Annotated in this window: 21 protein-coding genes; 10 read left to right on the top strand and 11 right to left on the bottom strand. The window is 72.9% G+C overall.

Going from position 1 to position 20,261, the window contains the following annotated elements; all coding sequences use genetic code 11:
• Positions 1-163: 163 nt before the first annotated feature.
• Complete coding sequence (locus ACZ4WH_RS42415; protein ID WP_468191227.1) at positions 164-2,194, bottom strand: NPCBM/NEW2 domain-containing protein; 2,031 nt, start codon at positions 2,192-2,194, stop codon at positions 164-166.
• Positions 2,195-2,389: 195 nt separating this feature from the next.
• Between ACZ4WH_RS42415 and ACZ4WH_RS42410 the strand changes: the two genes are divergently transcribed.
• Both ACZ4WH_RS42410 and ACZ4WH_RS42405 read left to right on the top strand, forming a co-directional pair.
• Complete coding sequence (locus ACZ4WH_RS42410; protein WP_468191225.1) at positions 2,390-2,581, top strand: hypothetical protein; 192 nt, start codon at positions 2,390-2,392, stop codon at positions 2,579-2,581.
• A 154-nt stretch (positions 2,582-2,735) separates the two neighbouring features.
• The gene (locus ACZ4WH_RS42405) at positions 2,736-3,779 is read left to right on the top strand and encodes an NUDIX hydrolase (protein WP_468191222.1); all 1,044 of its coding nucleotides are present in this window, start codon (positions 2,736-2,738) and stop codon (positions 3,777-3,779) included.
• On the opposite strand, the gene ACZ4WH_RS42400 is transcribed toward ACZ4WH_RS42405, so the two are convergent.
• Positions 3,749-4,483 carry an MBL fold metallo-hydrolase gene (locus ACZ4WH_RS42400; RefSeq protein WP_468191219.1) on the bottom strand — a complete coding sequence of 245 codons (735 nt, stop codon included), beginning with the start codon at positions 4,481-4,483 and terminating at the stop codon, positions 3,749-3,751. The genes ACZ4WH_RS42405 and ACZ4WH_RS42400 overlap by 31 nt on opposite strands.
• A gap of 62 nt (positions 4,484-4,545) precedes the next feature.
• Complete coding sequence (locus ACZ4WH_RS42395; RefSeq protein ID WP_468191216.1) at positions 4,546-5,901, bottom strand: M20/M25/M40 family metallo-hydrolase; 1,356 nt, start codon at positions 5,899-5,901, stop codon at positions 4,546-4,548.
• Between the two features lie 128 nt (positions 5,902-6,029).
• Between ACZ4WH_RS42395 and ACZ4WH_RS42390 the strand changes: the two genes are divergently transcribed.
• Complete coding sequence (locus ACZ4WH_RS42390; protein ID WP_468191213.1) at positions 6,030-7,271, top strand: geranylgeranyl reductase family protein; 1,242 nt, start codon at positions 6,030-6,032, stop codon at positions 7,269-7,271.
• On the opposite strand, the gene ACZ4WH_RS42385 is transcribed toward ACZ4WH_RS42390, so the two are convergent.
• A complete protein-coding gene (locus tag ACZ4WH_RS42385) occupies positions 7,261-7,710 on the bottom strand; it encodes a nitroreductase family deazaflavin-dependent oxidoreductase (RefSeq protein ID WP_468191210.1) in 450 nt (149 codons plus the stop codon). The genes ACZ4WH_RS42390 and ACZ4WH_RS42385 overlap by 11 nt on opposite strands.
• A gap of 146 nt (positions 7,711-7,856) precedes the next feature.
• On the opposite strand from ACZ4WH_RS42385, the gene ACZ4WH_RS42380 reads away from it, so the two are divergent.
• From ACZ4WH_RS42380 to ACZ4WH_RS42370, 3 genes are all read left to right on the top strand, one after another.
• Complete coding sequence (locus ACZ4WH_RS42380) at positions 7,857-8,549, top strand: TetR/AcrR family transcriptional regulator (protein ID WP_468191208.1); 693 nt, start codon at positions 7,857-7,859, stop codon at positions 8,547-8,549.
• A 160-nt stretch (positions 8,550-8,709) separates the two neighbouring features.
• A complete protein-coding gene (locus ACZ4WH_RS42375) occupies positions 8,710-9,123 on the top strand; it encodes a hypothetical protein (RefSeq protein ID WP_468191205.1) in 414 nt (137 codons plus the stop codon).
• Positions 9,124-9,657: 534 nt separating this feature from the next.
• Positions 9,658-10,086, top strand: a complete 429-nt coding sequence (locus ACZ4WH_RS42370; protein WP_468191203.1) for a VOC family protein — start codon at positions 9,658-9,660, stop codon at positions 10,084-10,086.
• Between the two features lie 112 nt (positions 10,087-10,198).
• Here the strand turns inward: ACZ4WH_RS42370 and ACZ4WH_RS42365 are convergent, their stop codons facing one another.
• Genes ACZ4WH_RS42365 through ACZ4WH_RS42355 form a run of 3 tightly spaced genes read right to left on the bottom strand, consistent with a single transcriptional unit; the run spans position 10,199 to position 12,657 of the window.
• Positions 10,199-10,966: an SDR family NAD(P)-dependent oxidoreductase gene (locus ACZ4WH_RS42365; RefSeq protein WP_468191200.1), complete on the bottom strand. Its 768-nt coding sequence runs from the start codon at positions 10,964-10,966 to the stop codon at positions 10,199-10,201.
• Positions 10,967-11,010: 44 nt separating this feature from the next.
• Positions 11,011-12,276, bottom strand: coding sequence for an MFS transporter (locus tag ACZ4WH_RS42360; RefSeq protein WP_468191197.1), 1,266 nt, complete (start codon positions 12,274-12,276; stop codon positions 11,011-11,013).
• A 33-nt stretch (positions 12,277-12,309) separates the two neighbouring features.
• Positions 12,310-12,657, bottom strand: coding sequence for a cyclophilin-like fold protein (locus ACZ4WH_RS42355; RefSeq protein ID WP_468191196.1), 348 nt, complete (start codon positions 12,655-12,657; stop codon positions 12,310-12,312).
• A 463-nt stretch (positions 12,658-13,120) separates the two neighbouring features.
• On the opposite strand from ACZ4WH_RS42355, the gene ACZ4WH_RS42350 reads away from it, so the two are divergent.
• The gene (locus tag ACZ4WH_RS42350; protein ID WP_468191194.1) at positions 13,121-14,008 is read left to right on the top strand and encodes a helix-turn-helix transcriptional regulator; all 888 of its coding nucleotides are present in this window, start codon (positions 13,121-13,123) and stop codon (positions 14,006-14,008) included.
• Here ACZ4WH_RS42350 and ACZ4WH_RS42345 read toward each other — a convergent pair.
• Complete coding sequence (locus tag ACZ4WH_RS42345) at positions 13,922-14,614, bottom strand: hypothetical protein (RefSeq protein WP_468191191.1); 693 nt, start codon at positions 14,612-14,614, stop codon at positions 13,922-13,924. The genes ACZ4WH_RS42350 and ACZ4WH_RS42345 overlap by 87 nt on opposite strands.
• A 187-nt stretch (positions 14,615-14,801) precedes the next feature.
• Here ACZ4WH_RS42345 and ACZ4WH_RS42340 point away from each other — a divergent pair, with 187 nt between their 5' ends.
• The gene (locus ACZ4WH_RS42340) at positions 14,802-16,022 is read left to right on the top strand and encodes a sensor histidine kinase (RefSeq protein ID WP_468191189.1); all 1,221 of its coding nucleotides are present in this window, start codon (positions 14,802-14,804) and stop codon (positions 16,020-16,022) included.
• Positions 16,019-16,684 (top strand): response regulator, encoded by a 666-nt coding sequence (locus ACZ4WH_RS42335; RefSeq protein ID WP_468191186.1) that lies wholly within the window; start codon positions 16,019-16,021, stop codon positions 16,682-16,684. Before ACZ4WH_RS42340 ends, ACZ4WH_RS42335 begins: the two co-directional genes overlap by 4 nt.
• On the opposite strand, the gene ACZ4WH_RS42330 is transcribed toward ACZ4WH_RS42335, so the two are convergent.
• Entirely contained in the window at positions 16,645-16,929 is a 285-nt protein-coding gene (locus ACZ4WH_RS42330) for a DUF6332 family protein (RefSeq protein WP_468191183.1), read from the bottom strand. The genes ACZ4WH_RS42335 and ACZ4WH_RS42330 overlap by 40 nt on opposite strands.
• A gap of 79 nt (positions 16,930-17,008) precedes the next feature.
• The gene (locus ACZ4WH_RS42325) at positions 17,009-18,499 is read right to left on the bottom strand and encodes an MFS transporter (RefSeq protein WP_468191182.1); all 1,491 of its coding nucleotides are present in this window, start codon (positions 18,497-18,499) and stop codon (positions 17,009-17,011) included.
• A gap of 86 nt (positions 18,500-18,585) precedes the next feature.
• On the opposite strand from ACZ4WH_RS42325, the gene ACZ4WH_RS42320 reads away from it, so the two are divergent.
• Entirely contained in the window at positions 18,586-18,987 is a 402-nt protein-coding gene (locus ACZ4WH_RS42320) for a MarR family winged helix-turn-helix transcriptional regulator (protein WP_468191179.1), read from the top strand.
• Positions 18,988-19,045: 58 nt separating this feature from the next.
• Here the strand turns inward: ACZ4WH_RS42320 and ACZ4WH_RS42315 are convergent, their stop codons facing one another.
• Complete coding sequence (locus ACZ4WH_RS42315; RefSeq protein ID WP_468191176.1) at positions 19,046-19,786, bottom strand: maleylpyruvate isomerase family mycothiol-dependent enzyme; 741 nt, start codon at positions 19,784-19,786, stop codon at positions 19,046-19,048.
• Positions 19,787-20,261: the final 475 nt, after the last annotated feature.

The following is a 20,261-nucleotide window of genomic DNA, read 5'->3' as shown; positions in this document are numbered from 1 at the left end:
TCCGCTTCTCCCTCCCCCCCCCTCCCCCCCCCCCCCCCCCCCCCCCCCCCCCCTCTCCCCCCCCCCCCCCCCCCCCCCAAGCCCCGGGCCTGCGCCGAGGAAGCCCCGGGCCTGCGCCGAGGAAGCCCGCTCGTGGCCCGGCCCCGAGTGAAGGACCGCCGGGTCAGCAGGTGAGGCGGGCGTCCGCCCAGTCGGCGTGGTCCGAGTCGACGCCGTCTCCGCCGTCGGTGACGACCAGCCGGACCACCTGGGCGCCGGTGACGTCGGCGGTGAGCGACTGCGCGGGCATCGCGTTGGTGAGGACGCCGGTGGACGCGGCCTTCGTGCCGTCCGCCCAGATCTCGAAGGCGACGGTGCCCTTCGTGCCCTTCTCGTCGTCCACGCCGACCTCCGCGGTGACCTTCTCGCAGGCCTTGCCCGTGTAGAAGGAGATGTCGCTGAGCGCGTGGACGCCGAGCCCCTTGGCGTACACCGTCCCGCCGACGGTGAGCGGATGCCCGTCACCGGCGGCGCTCTCCCCGTTGCTGGTGTCCCGCTCCACTGGGCCCCAGCCGCTGGTCGCCGACAGCCACGGCAGATCGCCGAGGTACGACGTCCCGGCGGGCGGCGGCACGACGACGGACGCGGTCAGTGGGAGGGTGCTGGTGACCGGCGTGCCGGACGGCGAGCGGTATCGCGTCGTGAGCGTGAGGCCGTAGGAGCCGGTCGGGGTGCCGGCCGGCGCGGTCACCCGCCAGCCGGTGCGCAGCGTTCCGCCGGGGGCGAGCGCGGGGGCCGAGGTCGCGGAGGTGGGCCGTACCGTCCAGCCGGCGGGGCCGGTCAGCGACACGGAGACCCGTCGCGCGGGCGTCCGGCCGAGGTCGGTGACGGTGCTGGTCAGCGTGGCCGGGCTCGCCGCCTCCAGCAACGGGCTGCCGTCCAGGCCGAGTTCGACGGCGGGCGGATGGGCGGCCCAGCGCGGGTCGGCCGAGACGCGCAGCAGGACCGTGCCGTGGGCCGGGACGGTCGCGGCGATGGTGCCGGCGGTGTTGTACGTGCGGTGCTGCCACAAATCGCGCAGGGCATAGGCGTCGGCGTCCGGCAGGCCGACGGCGCTCGCGCTGGTGGCGATCCGCTGCGCGGTGCCGGACTCGTTGAAGAGGGCCACCGCGCGGCTGCCGTCCTTCATCTCCTTGGCGACGACCCAGCGCCCGCCCTCGGACGAGACGACCGTGCCCTGCTTGCCGAGCGGGTCCTGGTCGACGGCGATGACCTCCTTGTTGCCCAGGATGTCGTAGGTCGCCTGGGAGGCCTTGCGCAGATCGGTGCCGATGAGCAGCGGCGCGGCCATGACCGACCAGAGCGAGAAGTGCGAGCGGTACTCGGTGTCCGTCATGCCGCCGTTGCCGACCTCCAGCATGTCGGGGTCGTTCCAGTGGCCGGGTCCGGCGTACGGCGCGAGCGGGAGGTTCTGCTTCAGGATCGACAGCATCGAGCTCCAGCTGTCGCTGATGTCACCGGTGGTCCGCCACAGGTGGCCGACGTCCGAGGCCCACTCCCAGGGCTTGTTCTCGCCCCACTCGCAGATGCTGTAGACGATGGGCCGCCCGGTCGCCTTCAGCGCGTCACGCATGGTCCGGTAGCGCTGCCGGGCGTCCACGCCCTGGTTGTTGCAGTTGTCGTACTTCAGGTAGTCCACGCCCCAGTCGGCGAACTGCCGCGCGTCGCTGTACTCGTGGCCCAGGGCGCCCGGAAAGCCCGCGCTGTTGCAGGTCTTGGTGCCTGCGCTGGTGTAGATGCCGAGCTTGAGCCCCTTGGCGTGGACGTAGTCCGCGACCGCCTTGATCCCGTCGGGGAAGCGCACGGGGTCGGGCACCAGCTTGCCGTCCGCGTCGCGGTCCGGCAGGGCCCAGCAGTCGTCCAGGTTGACGTACTGGTAGCCCGCGTCCTTCAGGCCCTTCTCCACGAAGAGGTCCGCGATGCCCTTGACCATGGACGCGTTGAAGTCGGCGCGGCAGTGCGTGGAGTTCCAGTTGTTGAAGCCCATCGGCGGGGTGAGGGCGAGACCGTCGGCCAGGGCGGGCGCTTCGGGTGTCTCGGCGGGGGCCGCCAGGGCGGGGGCGGCGAGGCCCGCCGCGCACAGCAGGCCGGCGGTGAGCGCTCCGGCCACTCTTCGGCGGATGATGCGGGTCGTGCGGGTGTGAGGGTGACGCATCGTTGACGTTCCTCCGACTCGCGAAACCGGGATGACTGCATGTACGCGTCATCGGTGCGCGTTTACGGTAGGACGTGTCTGACTGTGTTGGAAGAGGGCTGTCGAGTGTTCGGGTGTGTTTGCTTGGCCGGGTCTACGGCCTGACGCGTGGGAGCCGCAGCGTGACTCCTGGCCGTCCGCGCAGTTGATCAGCGCATGAAGAAGCGCAGCATGCTCGCCATCGCCACCCTCGCCGCCGGATTCGTCGTGGCCGCCGTCACCCCGTCCCACGCGGCGGACGACGGAGCCCTCGGTGACCTCAACGTCTCGGACACCCTCGACACGACCGGTCACCTCGTCGCCCAGGACAGCCTGGACGTCGACCACGGCGCCCTCGGACACGAGTAACCCCCGACGGCGTACGGCGTGCGTGCCGGTGTCCCCGCCGCAGGGGGCACCGGCACTCCCGTGTGCGCGCGGACAGGCGCCCTCAACGGGAGGGGGTTTCCGTGGCAGGGTGGAGCGGGCAAGCCTCAGGGGGCCGACACAGGAGGGGGAGTCCGTGACCGTCGTCTGGATCAACGGCGCGTTCGGTGCGGGGAAGACCATCACGGCACGCGAACTGATCGAACTGATCCCGAACAGCGCGCTCTTCGACCCCGAGGTCATCGGCGGGGCGCTCACGCACCTGCTGCCGCCCAAGCGCCTCGCCGAGGTCGGCGACTTCCAGGACCTGCCGATCTGGCGCCGGCTGGTGGTCGACACCGCCGCCGCGATGCTCGCCGAGCTGGGTGGCACCCTCGTGGTGCCCATGACCCTGCTCCGCCAGGAGTACCGGGACGAGATCTTCGGTGGTCTCGCCGCCCGCCGGATCGCCGTGCACCACGTGCTGCTCGCCCCGGCCGAAACGATCCTGCGCGAGCGAATAGCCGGGCGGGAGACACCGCCCGACGTGCCCGACGGCGAGATACGCACGCGGCAGTGGTCGTACGACCACATCGAGCCCTACCGCGCCGCCCTCGCCTCCTGGCTCACCGCCGACGCCCACCCGGTCGACACGAGCGACCTCACCCCGTACGAGACCGCCGTCCGCATCGCCGACGCCGTCGGCAGTGGGGCCGTACCCGCCTGCGACATCGTGCAGACCCCCGAGCCGACCGCCGAGACGCTCGCCGCCGGCGTGCTGCTCTTCGACGAGCACGACCGGGTGCTGCTGGTCGACCCCACCTACAAGCCCGGCTGGGAGTTCCCCGGCGGCGTGGTGGAGCGGGGCGAGGCCCCCGCCCGCGCCGGGATGCGCGAGGTCGCCGAGGAGACCGGGATACAGCTGCGGGAGGTGCCCCGGCTGCTCGTCGTGGACTGGGAGCGGCCCGTCCCGCCCGGGTTCGGCGGACTGCGGCTGCTGTTCGACGGCGGCCGGCTGGAGTCCGGCGAGGCGTCCCGGGTGCTGCTGCCCGGCCCGGAGCTGCGCGCCTGGCGGTTCGCCACGGAGCAGGAGGCCGCCGCGATGCTGCCGCCGGTCCGCTACGAGCGGCTGCGCTGGGCGCTGCGAGCGCGTGAGCGGGGCGCCGCGCTCTATCTGGAGGCCGGCGTGCCGGTCGGCTGACCCGGCGCCGCGACGATCGAGCGGAGTGCGGCGGTGGCGCCGGACAGGACCGGGTCGCCATGGCCGAAGCAGGCCACCTCCGCCCCGAGGTCCGCCAGTCGCCGGATCGACGCGAGCAGCTGGGCCCGGTCCAGGTTGAACACCCCCGCCATCGGCGTTCCGTCGTCCGGTGCCGCCGCCACGGTGTCCCCCGTGAACAGCACCCCCTCGGTGGGCAGGAACAGCGCGATGCTGCCGTCCGTGTGCCCCGGGACGTGCAGCACCCGCGCGCCCCCGCCGAAGCCGAGGACGTCCCCGTCCACCACCTCGGTGAGCGAGGGCGGAGGCACCGGCGGGCCCTCGGGCAGGTGCCGGGCCGCCTGCGCGAAGATCGGCAGCTCCCACTCCTCGAACCGCGGGGGCGGACCCGGCAGTTCACCCCGTACGAACGGCGCGTCCAGGGAGTGCGCCAGCACCTCGGCGCCGCTCAGCGCGGCGAACTCGCCCGCCCCGCCCACGTGATCCTCGTGGAAGTGGGTCAGGACGATCCGTCGTACGTCCTGAGGGGCGCGCCCCAGCGCGGTGATCGCGTCGGCGATCGTCCGGCCGGAGCCGATCGGGCCCGCGTCGATCAGCGTCAGTTCGTCGCCGTCGCGCCAGAGACAGGCCTGGCCGACCGGGAAGCGCAACAGGTGCAGGCGGGGCAGCAGTTCGATGACGTCCATGCGCCGACCGTAGGGAGGGCCCCCGCCCGGAGGCGAGGACCCTCTGCCCTGGGCAGAACGGTTCAGCCCGCCGCGTAGTTGCGCAGGAACAGCGCCTCGGCGACCGACAGCCGCTCCAGCTCCTCCGGTGACACGCTTTCGTCGACCGCGTGGATCTGCGCCTCCGGCTCGCTCAGCCCGATGAGGAGGATCTCCGCCTCCGGGTAGAGACCGGCGAGCGTGTTGCACAGCGGGATGGAGCCGCCCTGGCCCGCGTACTGCATGGTCTCGCCCGGGTAGGCCACCGCCATCGCGTCGGCCATCGCCTGGTAGGCGGGGCTGGCGGCGTCGGCGCGGAACGGCTGGCCCTGGCCGATCTGCTCGGTCGTGACCCGGGCGCCCCACGGGGTGTGCGCCTCGACGTGCGCCTGGAGCAGCTTGCCGGCCTCCGCCGCGTCCACGCCCGGCGGCACCCGCAGGCTGATCAGGGCGCGGGCGCTCGACTGCACCGACGGGGTGGCGCCGACGACCGGCGGGCAGTCGATGCCGAGGACGGTGACCGCCGGGCGGGCCCAGATGCGGTCGGCGACCGCGCCGTCACCGATCAGCTCGACGCCGTCCAGCACCTTGGCGTCCGCGCGGAACTGCTCCTCGGCGTACTCCAGGCCGTCCCACTTCGCCGTGGCGTCCAGGCCGTCGACCGTGGTCGAGCCGTCCTCGGCGCGCAGCGAGTCCAGGACGCGGATCAGCGCGGCCAGCGCGTCCGGGGCGGCACCGCCGAACTGGCCCGAGTGCAGGTTCCCGGCCAGGGTGTCGATCCGCACCCGGAGCAGGGTCATGCCGCGCAGGGTGGTGGTCACCGTCGGCAGGCCGACCCGGAAGTTGCCCGCGTCGCCGATGACGATGGTGTCCGCCGCCAGCAGCTCGGGGTGCTGCTCGGCGTACCGCTCCAGGCCGCCCGTGCCCTGCTCCTCCGAGCCCTCCACGATCATCTTCACGTGCACCGGGACGCCGCCGTTCGCCTTGAGGGCGCGCAGCGCGAGCAGGTGCATGATGAAGCCGCCCTTGCAGTCGGCGGTCCCGCGGCCGTACCAGCGGCCGTCGCGCTCGGTCAGCTCGAACGGCGGGGTGGCCCAGCCGGCCTCGTCGAGCGGGGGCTGCACGTCGTAGTGCGCGTACAGAAGAACCGTCTTCGCGCCCTCCGGGCCCGGCAGGTAGCCGTACACGGACTGGGTGCCGTCCGGGGTGTCCAGCAGGGCCACGTCCGTGAAGCCCTCGGCGCGCAGCGCGTCGGCTATCCAGCCCGCGGCGGCGTCGCTCTCGCTCTTCGGGAACTGCGTGAAGTCCGCCACCGACTTGAAGGCGACCAGTTCGGTCAGCTCCGCCTTCGCCCGGGGCAGCAGCGAGGCGACGGTCTCGGCGACCGGATTCGACGGCATGGGCACGCTCCTCGTAGGTGCGACGTTGTACGGGGTGGGACCGATCCTCCCACAGTGGCCTGCGCGGACGGCCGCCGTAGGATGCGACAGGACACTTGGCAGCGGCTTGATCGGAGCGGTAGACCATCGTGAGCGGCGAGAACTCTTCGGCGGACGACGTACAGCGGGTGTGGGACGTCGTCGTGGTGGGCGCGGGCCCCGCGGGCGCCTCGGCCGCCTACGCGGCGGCGGTCGCGGGACGGCGCGTGCTGTTGCTGGAGAAGGCCGAGTTGCCCCGCTACAAGACATGCGGCGGCGGCATCATCGGCCCCTCGCGCGACGCGCTGCCGCCCGGCTTCGAGCTGCCCTTCCGGGACCGGGTGCACGCGGTCACCTTCTCGAACAACGGCCGCTTCACCCGCACCCGCCGCTCCAAGCAGATGCTGTTCGGGCTCATCAACCGCCCCGAGTTCGACCAGCAACTGGTCGAGCACGCCCAGAAGGCGGGCGCCGAGCTGCGTACGGGTGTCACCGTGCAGCGGGTCGAGCAGCACGGCTCGGCGGTGCCGGACCGGCGTACGGTCGCCGTCGTCCTCCAGGGCGGGGAGACCGTGCTGGCCCGCGCGGTCGTCGGCGCCGACGGCAGCGCCAGCCGCATAGGAGCCCACGTCGGCGTGAAGCTCGACCAGGTGGACCTCGGCCTGGAGGCGGAGATCCCGGTGCCCGAGACGGTCGCCGAGGACTGGAAGGGGCGGGTCCTCATCGACTGGGGCCCGATGCCGGGCAGTTACGGCTGGGTGTTCCCGAAGGGCGACACACTGACGGTCGGCGTGATCTCCGCGCGCGGTGAAGGCGCCGCCACCAAGCGGTACTTGGAGGACTTCATCGCCCGGCTGGGCCTCGCCGGTTTCGAGCCGGCCCTCTCCTCCGGGCACCTGACCCGCTGCCGCGCCGACGACTCGCCGCTGTCCCGGGGCCGGGTGCTGGTCTGCGGGGACGCGGCCGGCCTGCTGGAGCCGTGGACCCGCGAGGGCATCTCCTTCGCGCTGCGCTCGGGCCGGCTGGCGGGGGAGTGGGCGGTCCGGATCGCCGAGGCGCACGACGCCGTCGACACCCGGCGCCAGGCCCTGAACTACGCGTTCGCGATCAAGGCCGGGCTCGGCGTCGAGATGAGCGTCGGCAAGCGGATGCTGGCGGCGTTCGAGAAGCGCCCCGGCCTCTTCCACGCGGCCCTCACCGGCTTCCGCCCGGCGTGGCGGGCGTTCCGGGACATCACCCAGGGCTCGACCTCGCTGGGCGAGCTCGTCCGCTCCCACCCGATCGCCCAGCGCGCGCTGACCGCGTTCGACCGGGGCCCGGCCGCATCGGCGGAGGAGCCGGTCAGTTCGTGACGGTGACGCGGAAGACCGGGTGGTCGGGGGCGATCCGGCGCAGCTCCGCGTCCGGCGAGTCCGGGCCGACGCCGTTGAAGAAGACACCGACCTCCGCCTTCCAGCGCTTGAGGTAGGCCCGCAGCAGCGGGACCTTGTCGTCGTCGGCGACCTCGGTGGCGGTGAAGACGTCCACGTTCTTGCCGAGCCGCAGTTCGCCGCCGCCGGCCGCGCGCATGTTCCGGGTCCACTGGACGTGACCGCGCGGGGCGACCAGGTACTGCTGCCCGTCCACCGTCAGCAGGTTCACCGGCGTGGTGCGCCACTGCCCGCTCTTGCGCCCCCGCACCGCGAGGACCCGGGAGCCCCAGATGCTGATGCCGCGCCGGGTGAGCCAGGAGACGGCGCGGTTGAAGACGTTGACGGTGAACCAGCCCGGCTTGACGACGTGTGTCGACATGGTGACCCCCACGGTTTGAGAGAGCGGTGCTCTCGCTCGACTTCAGTGTGGGGGAGATGGGTGCTCCGAAGCAAGAGCGCCGCTCTCTTTTTTGTTCGCTGCTCTGATCTGTGTGCACCGCTCTCCCGCCGTGGCACACTGCTGGCATGACCACCGCACAGGGCGCCCGCGCGCGGGCAAGGCAGGAAGTCACCGCGGCCATCAAGGAGGCGGCGCGCAGACAACTGGCGGAGGAGGGCGCGGCCAAGCTCTCCCTGCGAGCCGTGGCGCGTGAGCTGGGGATGGTCTCGTCGGCTCTGTACCGCTACTTCCCCAGTCGGGACGATCTGCTGACCGCCCTGATCATCGACGCCTACGACTCCGTCGGGGAGGCGGCCGAGCGGGCCCGGGACGCCGCGGCCGACGCCTCGCCGCCGGACCGCTGGATCGCCGTGTGTGAAGCGGTGCGCGGCTGGGCGCTCGCCCATCCGCACGAGTACGCGCTGATCTACGGCTCGCCCGTGCCCGGCTACTCCGCGCCCGAGACCACCGTCCCGGCCGCGGCCCGCGTCGGCATGGTCTTCATCGGCATTGTGCGGGACGCCCACGAGGGGCCGGGCCTGGCCGCCGTCCCCCTCCCGGCCGACCTGCGCCCCGAGGGTGTGCGCATGGTCGCCGACTTCGCCCCCGACGTGCCGCCGGAGGCCGCGGTGGCGCTGGTGGCGGCCTGGGCCCAGCTGTTCGGACTGATCGGGTTCGAACTGTTCGGCCAGTTCCACCGGGTGGTGGAGGACCGAGAGGCGTTCTTCCGGCACGCGGCCGGCCGACTCGCGGAGGGGGTGGGGCTGGGGCGGGGCTGAGAGGATCGGCGCACACCTTCTCCCCAGCCCGCCACCGCTCGCCGCCCCGTCGAGTTGCCCCCTTCAGGGTGGTTTGGGAGCGGATCTCCTGCTGGCGGGCCACCGCGGTGGCTTGACTGAGCATCAGGGTGCTCTCTGAGCCGGTCACACAGGAGGTTCCATGCGTTCTCTGCTCGTCGCGGCAGCGGCATTCGCTCTGATCACCGCAAGCGCGGGTGCCGGCGCCGCCGAGACGGCCCATGAAAGCGCGGACTGGAAGTGCGCGCGGGACGTGTGCCTCCGGGTGAGCAAGACCCCTGAGCACAGGGACGCGCACGGATGCAATCACAAGGTCTGCATCAACGTGGTCGGCAACGCGTCCGGCTACACGACGAGCGGCTACTACAGCGGCTCGAACCGGTTCTACGGCCACATCAACGTGTGGGGCCCCGGCATGAGGGTGGAAGGCAAGGACAGCGCCTATCCCGGCGTCGCGGGGAAGGGCCGAGGGACCGGCCAGACCTGTGCCGAGGGCTGGGAGCTGGACAACGGCAGGTACACCTCTGTGGGACTGCCCTGCGAGAACGTCACCTGACCGCCCCGAGCCCGCGGATCTCCACCGCCCGGGGCCGAGTCGCTCGTCGCGCTGACGCGGGTGTGGGTCGGCGGCAGGGCCCGGTGCCGAGCCGCGCCCGCCGCGCACCGCCCCGGCGCCGGTCGGGCGCCCGGCTCGCCCTGCGGGGCTCGATCTGCTCCAACGTGCGCAGCGCGCGCAGCGCCTGGAGCTCTTCGGCGCGGACCACGATCTGGGCGGCTTCGCGCACCTCGGCTTCCCGGGCGGAGGCGGCCGTGGCTTCGGCGGTGGGCTCGGCCTGGACGACGTCGTCGGTGTCCGGGTCGTAGACGGTCCCCGGTGCCGCGGCGGCAAGCAGCCGGTCGATGCGCTCCCGCTCCGCGAGCTCCGCCCGGCCGCGGACGTCGTCGGCCAGGCCCTCGTGCCGGAAGCTTGCCGGGCGTCGAACCGGGCTTCCCCGAGGGCCGCCGCGACGGCGCGGTGGCGTCCACGCCCTGGCGTACCACCCGGGGTGAGGAGCGGCAGAGTCCCAAGTCCCCTTGGTACGGTGCTCCGATGTCAGCGATCAAGAAGTTCCAAGTCACCTTTGACTGCGCCGAACCTGAGCGTCTCGCTCGTTTCTGGTGCAAGGTGTTGGGGTATGTCGTACCGCCGCCACCAGAGGGGTTTGCCACTTGGGATGACTTCAAGCGTTCGCAGCCACCTGAGCAGCGAGATTCATGGTTCGCCTGCATAGATCCCTCAGGCGTGGGCCCGCGACTGTACTTCCAGCGCGTCCCCGAAGGGAAAGCCGTCAAGAACCGGGTTCATCTTGATGTGCGGGTCGGCACCGGACTCGTGGGTGAAGAACGCCTCGCCGCACTCGAGGCCGAATGCGCACGACTGGTCCCGCTCGGCGCAGTACACGTGCAAACGCTGTATGACGGCAATGATTCTTGCATCCCGATGCTGGACATCGAGGGCAACGAGTTCTGTATCGACTGAGCACATGGGGCGGGAGTCGTCCTGTGAACGCCGGTCAAACTGCCGCCGAGTTGTGCCGAGGGTCGTCGTGTGGCACAGCTGGGATGAGTGCGGTCTGCTGCCGGGCCGGCGGTTACCGCGCGGTGTAGCCGCCGTCGACGGGCAGAGCGATGCCGGTGACGTAGCCGGCACCGGGGCTGCACAGCCACAGGACGGCCTGGGCGATCTCGTCGGCGGTGCCCAGCCGGTCGATGGCTTGGCCGGCTTCGGCCTGGGAGCGGTCGAGTTCCCCGCCCTCGACCATGGCATCGACCATGGGGGTGCTGATGGTGCCGGGGCAGACGGCGTTGATGCGGACGCCGCGTGCACCGTACTCGAGGGCGGCGCTCTTGGTCAGGCCGATGACGCCGTGCTTGGAGGCGTGATAGGCGGCGCGGCCCGGGTTGCCGACGAGGCCGCCGAGGCTGGAGCAGTTGACGATGGCGCCGCTTCTCTGGGTGCGCATGTGGCGCAGTTCGTGCTTCATGGCGGCCCAGACGCCGCGCAGGTTGATTGCCTGGACGCGGTCGAACTGGTCGGCGCCCTCGTCGGCGGCGTCGGTGGGCGGGGGCATGATCCCGGCGTTGTTGTAGGCCATGTCGAGCCGTCCGAAGGTCTCCACGGTGCGGTCGAGGGCGGTCGCGATCTGGTCTTCGTCGGTGACATCGCAGACCAGGGCGAGGGCCTGGTGGCCGGCGTCGGTGAGGTTCTTCGTCGCCTCGTTCACCGCGGCCTCGTTGATGTCGGCGAGGGCGACGGCCGCGCCGGAGGCGGCGAAGGCGTGGGCGGTGGCCAGGCCCATGCCGGAGCTGGCGCCGGTGATGAAGGCGACCTGGCCGGTGAAGTCATATGTGGGGTTCACGGGATTCCTCCTGGCGGGATGGGGCGCGGGATGGGCGGGCTGGTTCAGCGCCGGGTCGTCGAGGTCGTTGCGGCGTGGTCCTGCGACGCCGGGGCCTGCGCCTCGGGAGTGCCGTGGGCGATGATGCGGGTCGTCCCGCGCCGGACGGTGGTGGCCAGGGCGATCAGCGGCAGCAGGGTGAGGCCCGCGAAGAGGGAGCCGACCAGGGCGGGCCCGGTCACGCCGAGGGAAGAGGCGAGAGCCTGCCCGGCGAGTGCGGAGCCGGCGGCGATGCCCGTGTTGTAGGCGGACGTGGTCAGCGCCGAGGTCAGGGTGGGCGCGTCGCCGGCGAAGCGGACGGCGAGGGCGGTGACGATCGGATTGATCGTGAACCCGGCCAGAGCCATGAGGAAGATCAGGGCGACGGCGGCTGCCGGGGTGGTGGACAGCGGGATCAGCGCGAGCAGGACCATGGTGGTCGCCGCGGCGGCCGGGATTGTCGTGGCCATCGGGTGGTGGTCACCGAACCGGCCGCCGATCGCGGTACCGCCCAGCGCACCCGCGCCGAAGGCGACCAGGACCAGTGGCACGGCGCCGACCGGGATGCCGGCCCGGTCGGTCAGCAGCGGTGTGATGTACGTGTAGGTGGCCAGGACGCCGCCCATGATCATGACGGCCGCGGCCAGCGCCAGCCACAGACGGCCCTGCCGCAGCGCCCGGATTTCGCCGCGCACCGACACCTGGGCGCGCTGCTCCGTGCGGGGGATGAAGCGGCCCATCACGGCGGCGGCGAGGGCGGCCAGCACAGCCAGGGCCCAGAACAGGCCCCGCCAGCCGGTGACATGCCCGGCCAGGGAGCCGACGGGGACGCCGACGACGTTGGCCAGGGTCAGGCCGCCCATCATCATGCTGACCGCGCGGGTCGCGTTCGCCGGCCCTGCGGCGCCGGTGGCGATGACGAAGCCGACGGCCCAGAACGCGCCCGTGGCCAGCGCGGTCACGAATCGCGCGGCCAGGACGACGGTGAAGGAACCGCTGAGGGCCGCGACGACGTGCCCGGCGGCGAAGACCGCCAAGGCGAGGACGAGGGTGAGGCGCTGGGGCAGGCGCAGGGTGGCCAGGGCCATGGTCGGCCCGCCGACGATCATGCCGACGGCGAAGGCCGTGATCAGCAGTCCGGCGCGGGAGACGCCGGCGCCGAGGTCGGGGGCGATGTCGGGGAGGATCCCGGCGATGACGAACTCGGTGGTGCCCATCAAGAACGTGCCGGCGGCGAGCACCCACACGACGAAGGGCAGCTTGCCCGACGCGGGAGCGGCGGGGTGGGGCATGAGAGGTACTTCCTCCGTGCGATGGGGGGTTGGTCAGGTGGCGGGGGTGATCGTGATCCGCTCGGCCCGGGCCAGTTGCTCGGCGGACACGTCGACGTGGCCAAGGATCAGGAGGTCGGCCGAGGGGGCGGGGCCGTCCTGGTAGAAGAAGGCCAGGTTGCCCCAGGGCGCGTAGTAGGCGAGGGCGCCGGCCCTGGCCGCGGACGGTTGCGGGGCGCCGTCGGTGGTGAGCTTGCGCGGCGGGTAGCCGATTCGTTCGGTGCCGTGGAAGTCCTCCAGCTCCAGCGTGATCGGGAGCAGACCGGCCAGGTCACGAGCGGCTGGGCTGTCGTTCAGGGAGGCGTCGGCTCGGTGGCCGTCGATCGTCAGGCGAATGCGCATGGCGTTGTTCCTGTCGGACGGTGCGGATGCCTCGCGCGTCGAGGCCGACGGGCGCGATGAAGGCGGAGGGGTCGGCGACGGTGGACGGTCGTTGCAGGCGGTCACGGCCAGTACCAGCACGGGGAGGATGAAGGTACGCAGAAGGCTGCGAAGCACGGTCTGGCTCTCCTTGCTCGGCGGGGTCGGCCAGGCCCCTCCACACCGCGACCGCGGTGGTCCCGGGGGCGACCGCCTGCGGGTTGTGGCGGTCGCCACGATTCAGCTCGTGGCCACCGAGGCGTGGGGCGCCGGATTCCGGGGCCGTCGACAAGTGCGGGGCCAGGTGCACAACCGTCGTGCCGGGGCGGGCGGAAAGCACCACGTCATCCAGGTAACCCGCTCTTCGCGCGGGGAGCGAGGCACCATCAAGGGGTGTACCGCCAGTACATCCCTATGGTCGCGGGCGGGACGTACCGTCGAAGGCGTGGACAACCAGGCAGAGATCCGCGAGTTCCTCACCTCGCGGCGCGCGAAGATCACCCCCGAGCGGGCGGGCCTGCCCTCCGGCAGCCGCCGGCGCGTCCCCGGCCTGCGCCGCGGCGAGGTCGCCGCGCTCGCCGATGTGAGTGTGGAGTACTACGCCAAGCTGGAGCGCGGCAACCTCGCCGGAGTCTCACCGGCCGTCCTCGAAGCCGTCGCCCGCGCCCTCCAGCTCGACGACGCCGAACGGGCCCATCTGCTGAACCTGGCCCAGGCCGCCGACGGCTCCGACGCCCTCACCCGGCCCCGCCGCCGCACCGCCCGGTCATGGACTCCGCACCGCAGCCTGCAATGGGTACTGGACGCCGTCACCGCCGGCCCGGCTTTCGTCCGCAACGGCCGCATGGACCTGCTCGCCACCAACCAGCTCGCCCGCGCCTTCTACGCCGACGTCTACGCCACGGCCGGCAACCAGGCGAACCTGGCCCGGTTCAACTTCCTCGACCCCGCCTCCCGCCGCTTCTACCCCGACTGGGACCAGGCCGCGGACATCGCCGTCGCCATCCTGCGCACCGAAGCCGGCCGCGCCCCGCACGACAAGGGCCTCCATGACCTCGTCGGCGAGCTGTCCACGCGCAGCGATGACTTCCGCACCCGCTGGGGCGCCCACAACGTCCGCCACCACGGCACCGGCACCAAACGCTTCCACCACCACACCGTGGGCGACCTCACCCTCGCCTACGAGGGCCTGGAGATGGCCGCCGCACCCGGCCTCACCCTCACCATCTACACCGCCGAACCCGGCTCACCCTCGGAGGAGGGACTGCGCCTGCTCGCCTCCTGGGCCGCCACACCGGACGTCGGCTCCCCTGCGGAGCAGGGAGCCGGCTAACCGTCGCCGGATGGGATGCGCGCCGTCGCGAGGACGACCGCAGACGTGGGGCGAGCACTGGGTGCCCCAGAACCATGCCGTCCGCGCGGGGGTGCTGCTGCCAGAGCCGGATCGCCCGTCCAGCACGTCGCCGGTGACGTAGTCGCGCAGGTTCTCGCCGCCGCCCAGGCCTCGGTGGCCGACCAGCAGCGTGGCCGTAGGGCGGCCGAGCAGATCCGGGGTCGTCCGCGCCTGCGCGGTCAGCTCCGGGACATGGCGCAGAGCCCGGACGCCGGAGCCCTCGCCGACGTCGACGAGGATGTCGCTCGCGTTCCGGCGCCGGCCGTGCCGGGCCTTGTCCGTGTCGACCTGGTGCACCGCTGGGTCCTGGTGGTCCGCGTGGGGTGACCAGGACGGCACGTCCATCGTCTTGAGAACCGGCAGGTTCCACGCCTCGCGCACGATCAGCAGCCCGGCCGCCGCCCCGATCTCGACCGGCGTCGGGAAGAGCCGGGTCAGCGAGGCGGCGTTGCCCTCGAAGCCGAAAGCGGTGATGACCCGGGTGTACGCGGGCGTGTCCTGGTCGTGCCGCTTCGTCCGGATGCCCAACGCCTCGTCGAACGCCACCGGGATCATCCGCGCGAACGCGGACGGTGTCGCTGTCCGCCGGTGTGGGAGCGCCGGGTCCCGGCCGGCGGTGCCGCCGGGAGCCGCGCGGCCCCGCCGCCCTGAACCGCGTAGTCCCCCGGGAGTACGTCTGGTCACCTCGCCCGGCCGACGTCGTCCCGGCGCGTCGGCGTCTAGCGTGGCTCGCATGGATGAGCAGCACGGCGGCGGTCCCTCGCACTGGTGGCGGTACGGGCCCCCGGGGTGGACCCGTCCGGACGACGCCGAGGCGCACCGCGCCCGGTGGCCGTGGCGTTCCACCGTGCTGATCACCGCGTTCGTGCTGGTCGGCAGCAACTTCGCGGCGCACAGCCAGCCGGACCGGGTGCCGCTCGACGGTTACGCGCGCGTGCTGCTGCTCGTCGGCTCGGCCCTGTTGCTGTGGCGGCACCGTCACCCGGTGGCCGTGGCGTTCGGCACGGCGACGGCGGCCCTGGCCTACCTGGCCCTCGGCTACCCGTACGGACCGGTCTTCCTCACCGTGGCGGTCGGCTGTTTCGGTGCCGTCGTCGCCGGGCACAGACGGGCCGCCTGGGCGGCCGTCGCGCTGCTGTGGGCCGGACACGTCCTGGTCGCGCTGTGGCTGTACCGCTGGCTCCCGCCCGCCGGGGACCGCGGCGCGGGCATCGGCCAGGAGATCGTCGTCGCCACCTGGGTGCTGGCCGTCGTCGCCCTCGCCGAGCTGGCCCGGGTGCGGCGCGAGCAGTGGGCGCGGGAGCGCGCGGACCGCGCTGAGGCGGCGCGGCGGCGCGCGGACGAGGAGCGGCTGCGCATCGCCCGCGAGCTGCACGACGTCCTCGCGCACAGCATCTCCGTCATCAACGTCCAGGCGAGCATGGGACTCGCGCTGCTGGACAGCGACCCCGAGCAGGCGCGGGCCGCGCTCACCACCATCAAGTCCGCCAGCAAGGAGGCGCTCGGCGAGGTGCGCCAGGTCCTCGGCACCCTGCGCGCCCCGGGAGCCGCGCCGCGCGCCCCCGCGCCGGGCCTGGACCGGCTGCCGGAACTGGTGGAACAGGCCGCGGCGGCCGGTCTGACCGTCGAGACCGAGGGCGAGCCGCCCCGGCTGCCGCCCGGCGCCGACCTGGCCGCCTTCCGCATCGTGCAGGAGGCCCTCACCAACGTCGTACGCCACTCCGGTTCCCGGCACGCGCGCGTGCGCTTCGCGTACGCCGACGGCGTCCTGCGGCTGCGGATCGACGACGACGGACCGGCGACCGGCGCGGACGCCGGGGGCAGCGGCAACGGGCTGGCCGGCATGCGCGAGCGGGCCGCCGCGCTGGGTGGCACCATCGAGGCGGGCCCGCGCCCCGACGGCGGCTTCCGGGTGCTCGCCGTCCTGCCGTCGCACCTCAGGGAGGCCCCGTGATCCGGGTACTGCTCGCCGACGACCAGTCGCTGGTGCGGGCCGGTTTCAGAGCGCTGCTCGACGCGCAGCCGGACATCGAGGTGGCCGGCGAGGCGGCCGACGGCGAGGACGCGCTGCGCCGGGTGCGCGAACTGCGGCCGGACGTCGTCCTCATGGACATCCGCATGCCGCTGCTGGACGGCCTGGCCACGACCCGGCGCATCACCTCCGACGCCGGGCTCGCGGACGTGAAGGTGGTCATGCTCACCACCTTCGAACTGGACGAGTACGTCTTCGAGGCGATCCGCGCCGGCGCCTCCGGCTTCCTGGTGAAGGACACCGAGCCGGACGAACTCCTGCGCGCCGTACGGGCGGTGGTCGAGGGCGACGCACTGCTGTCGCCGGGCGTCACGCGCCGGTTGATCGCCGAGTTCGCGGCCCGCTCCAAGCAACCCGCGGCGGCGGACGCGCTCTCCCGGCTCACCGAGCGGGAGCGTGAGGTGATGGCGCTGGTGGGCATCGGCCTGTCCAACGAGGAGATCGCCCGCCGGCTGGTGGTCAGCCCGCTCACGGCCAAGACGCACGTGAGCCGGACCATGGTGAAGCTGGGCGCCCGGGACCGCGCCCAACTCGTCGTCCTCGCCTACGAGTCGGGGTTGGTACGGCCCGGCTGGCTGGGCTGAGCCGTCCGCCGGAAACGCATCAGCACGCTGACCACCCGGGCCACGAACACGACCGGCGCGACCGCCATGCCGAGCCGCAGCAGCACCTTGGACAGGAGGCCGGGCAGGTCGAAGAGGAGCGCGGGCCCGGCCACGGCCCCGAACAGCACCGCCGCCGCGAACGCGGCGCTGACGAGCGCGTAGCCGATCTCGACCGTGGCCGCGTCCTGCTCAGCCTTGGTACGACGGCCCCCGTATGCGTACATCGCGTCAGTTTCACAGGCGCGCGCCCGGCGGGGCAAGCGATCCCCGCCGGGCGCACGCGTGGAGGCGTCCCCCTCTTTCCTAGTCGCGGACCGGTACGCGGTCCGCGTCCGCCTCCTTCACGGTGGACCTGGCGACCACGACCGACTGTCCCTGGCGGGACCGGCGCAGCCCGCTGAGCGACAGCAGCAGCCCCACGACGGCGATGACCGCGACCACGACCAGACCGGGCCGGTAGCTGTCCAGCACGGCCTGCGGGGTGGCCTTCGCGGGAGCGTGTGCGGTCACCACCGCCGTCACGACGGCCAGGAAGAGCGCGCCGCCCACCTGCACCGAGGTGTTCAGCAGACCGGAGACCATGCCCTGCTCGTGCTCGTCGACGCCGTTGGTGGCCTGGACGTTGAGGGACGGGAAGGTCAGTGCGAAGCCCGAGCCGACCAGCAGCATGGTCGGCAGGATCACGGCCGCGTAGACCGGGTGCAGGTCGACGCGCAGGAACAGCACGTATCCGACCGCCAGCAGCACGAAGCCGAGCACGATCAGCCGTGCGGTGCCGAACCGGTCGATGACGGCCCCGACCTTGGTCGCGGAGAGCGCCACCAGCGCGCCCGCCGGCAGGAACGCCAGCGCCGTGTGCAGGGCCGACCAGCCCAGCACCTGCTGCATGTAGAGCGTGACCAGGAACTGGAACCCCGTGTAGCTGCCGACGAACGTCAACGCGCCCAGCTGGGCCCGCACCTGCGGCCCGGAGCGCAGCACCCCGAGCCGGATCAGCGGGCTCGGGCTGCGCCGCTCGACGAGCACGAAGGCGACCAGCATGACGGCTACGGCGACGAAGGACAGGAGCGTCCGGGCCGAGGCCCAGCCGGTCTCGGGCGCCTCGACGACGGTGAACACCAGCAGGAGCATCGAGGCGGTGCCGAGGACGGCACCCGGGATGTCGTAGCCGCCGTGGTCGCGTTCACGCTCGCTGCGCGGCAGCAGCCTCATGCCCACGAGCAGGGCGAGCAGTGCGACGGGGGCGGGCAGCAGCATGGTGAACCGCCAGCTGGCCTCGGTGAGCAGCCCGGAGAAGACGAGGCCCATGGAGTAGCCGGCGGCGGCGCAGGTGGTGTAGATCGACAGGGCCCGGTTGCGCAGCGGGCCCTCCGGGAACGTCGTGGTGATGATCGACAGGCCCGCCGGTGCCGTGAAGGCCGCGCTCAGGCCCTTGATGAAGCGGCTGGCGATCAGCAGCGGGCCGGAGTCCACGAGGCCGCCGAGCAGCGAGGCCAGCGCGAAGACGCCGAGCGCCACCAGGAACACCTGGCGCCGGCCGAGCAGGTCGGCGGTCCGGCCGCCGAGGAGGAGCAGGCCGCCGTAGCCCAGGATGTAGCCGCTGACGACCCATTGCAGGGTCGACGTGGACAGACCGAGATCGGAGCCGATCGACGGCAGCGCGACGCCGACCATCGACACGTCCAGTGCGTCCAGGAACATCGCGGCGCACAGCACCAGCAGGGTGCCCCACAGCCGGGGGGTCCAGCGAACCGCCGGGAACGGGGCCGCGGAGGTGGTGAGCGGAGAGGTCATGCCGCGTACAATTACATGCACATGCATGAGATGCAAGCGCATTTAATGACGGTGCAATATATGCGTTCCTCTGCTACGGTGCGGTCATGGCGGCGAAGAAGCAGCCCGAACAGGCGCTCGTGGAGCAGTGGCGGGACATCCTGGCCCTGCATGCCCGCACCCAGTGCGAAGTGGACCGAGCGCTGCACGGGCACGGACTGTGCGCGAGTGACTTCGAGGTTCTCGACCTGCTGGCCGAGGGCGCGGCGGCGGACGGCGGCTGCGCCTACCGGGTGCAGGAGATCTCCGACCGGGTCCACCTCAGCCAGAGCGCGCTGTCCCGGCTCATCGGCCGCCTGGAGAAGGACGGCCTGGTCGAGCGGGCCATGTGCCCGGAGGACCGGCGCGGGGTGCGGGTGGCCCTCACGGTGAAGGGACGCGCGCTGCACGGCGAGGTGCGGCCGGTGCAGCGCGCGGTGCTGGCCAGGATGCTGGCCGACGGCGACTGACGGCTCTTTCCGTCGGCGGCTGCCGGGGAGGGGCCGTCGGGGTGGTCGGAGTTCGTCGTCAGATGCCGGAGCGCTCCCGCCACAGGGCCGCGAGCGACGGGTCGCCGGTCACGTGCGGCACCGCCGCCCGGTTCCACAGCGCGAGGTACAACTGATCGGCCGGCCCGGAGAGTTCGGCCTCGGCCGGGCCCTCCTCCGCCCGCACGGTCACCGGCGGCTCGGCGCCGATCCGTACGGTCCACACCGCGTCCGGCCCCGCGCCCACCGCGCGCACCCGGAGGGTACGCGGCTTCTCGCTGCGTACGCGGCTCCGGGGGCGGGCGTGGAAGCCGCGCAGCAGTTCGTCGATGCCGTCGACCGCGAAGTCCGGCGCGATCGGGGACGGCGTACCGCCGCGCGCGGCCTCGGCGTCGTAGCGGTGCACGGTCGTCTCGTGCGCCTGCCGCCGGGCCCAGAACGCCAGCGGCGAGGGACTGGGCGCGGGATGAAAGGTCCAGCACACGAGGTCGGCGGGGGCGGCGGCCAGCGTCTCCACCAGCAGACGGTGACTGTCCCGGTACCAGGCCGGCAGCTCGGCCCCGTCCAGCTCCGGCGGCTCGCCGAGGGGCCGGGGTGAGGTGTGGCCCCCGGCGACGAAGGCGGCGGCCCACCGGTGGACCGTGCCGGTGTGCCCCAGCAGATCGCGCACCTGCCACTCCGGACAGGTCGGCACGTGCGCCTCGGCCCCCGCCGCACCGGCAGCCGCCGCCAGCAGCTGTCCCTCACGGTCGAGGGTCTCAAGGAAGTCAGTGGTCTCCATGGGGTGAGTGTGCCCGATGGGGTGGGCCCGGAGCCGTGCCGCGTGCGCGGTCACCGCGAGGGTGTGATCAGCGGGGCGCGTTCGTGATCAGGCGGCTCAGCGCGATGTCAGAGCTGTCCGATCTCGGCATGCGCCGCAGCCGCCCGGACGTCTGACGTCGGTCAGCGGTCGCGGCACAAGGTCCGGCATTCGGCCACCGCCCTCAGGGCCGGTCGGTCCCGCAGAGGGGCCTGCGGCCCCTGACCCCCGCGAGCCCCGGCGTCGCCACACTGGAAGCGGATCGATCCCTGGTCCCTGGAGGCGGAGACGATGACCCGGGCGGTCACAGCTGGCTCGACGGTTTCCCCGAGAGTCGCGGGGGGGGGGGAGGGGGGGGGGGGGGGGGGGGGGGTGGGGGGTGGGGGGGGGGGGGGGGGGCGGGGGGGGGGGGGGAGGGGGGGGGGGGGGGTGGGGGGTTTTGTTTGGATTAGGGCGG

The organism is Streptomyces sp. NPDC029138 (genome assembly GCF_055564375.1).
The sequence above is the reverse complement of the archived record's forward strand: the minus strand, read 5'-3'. Positions and strand labels throughout refer to the sequence as shown.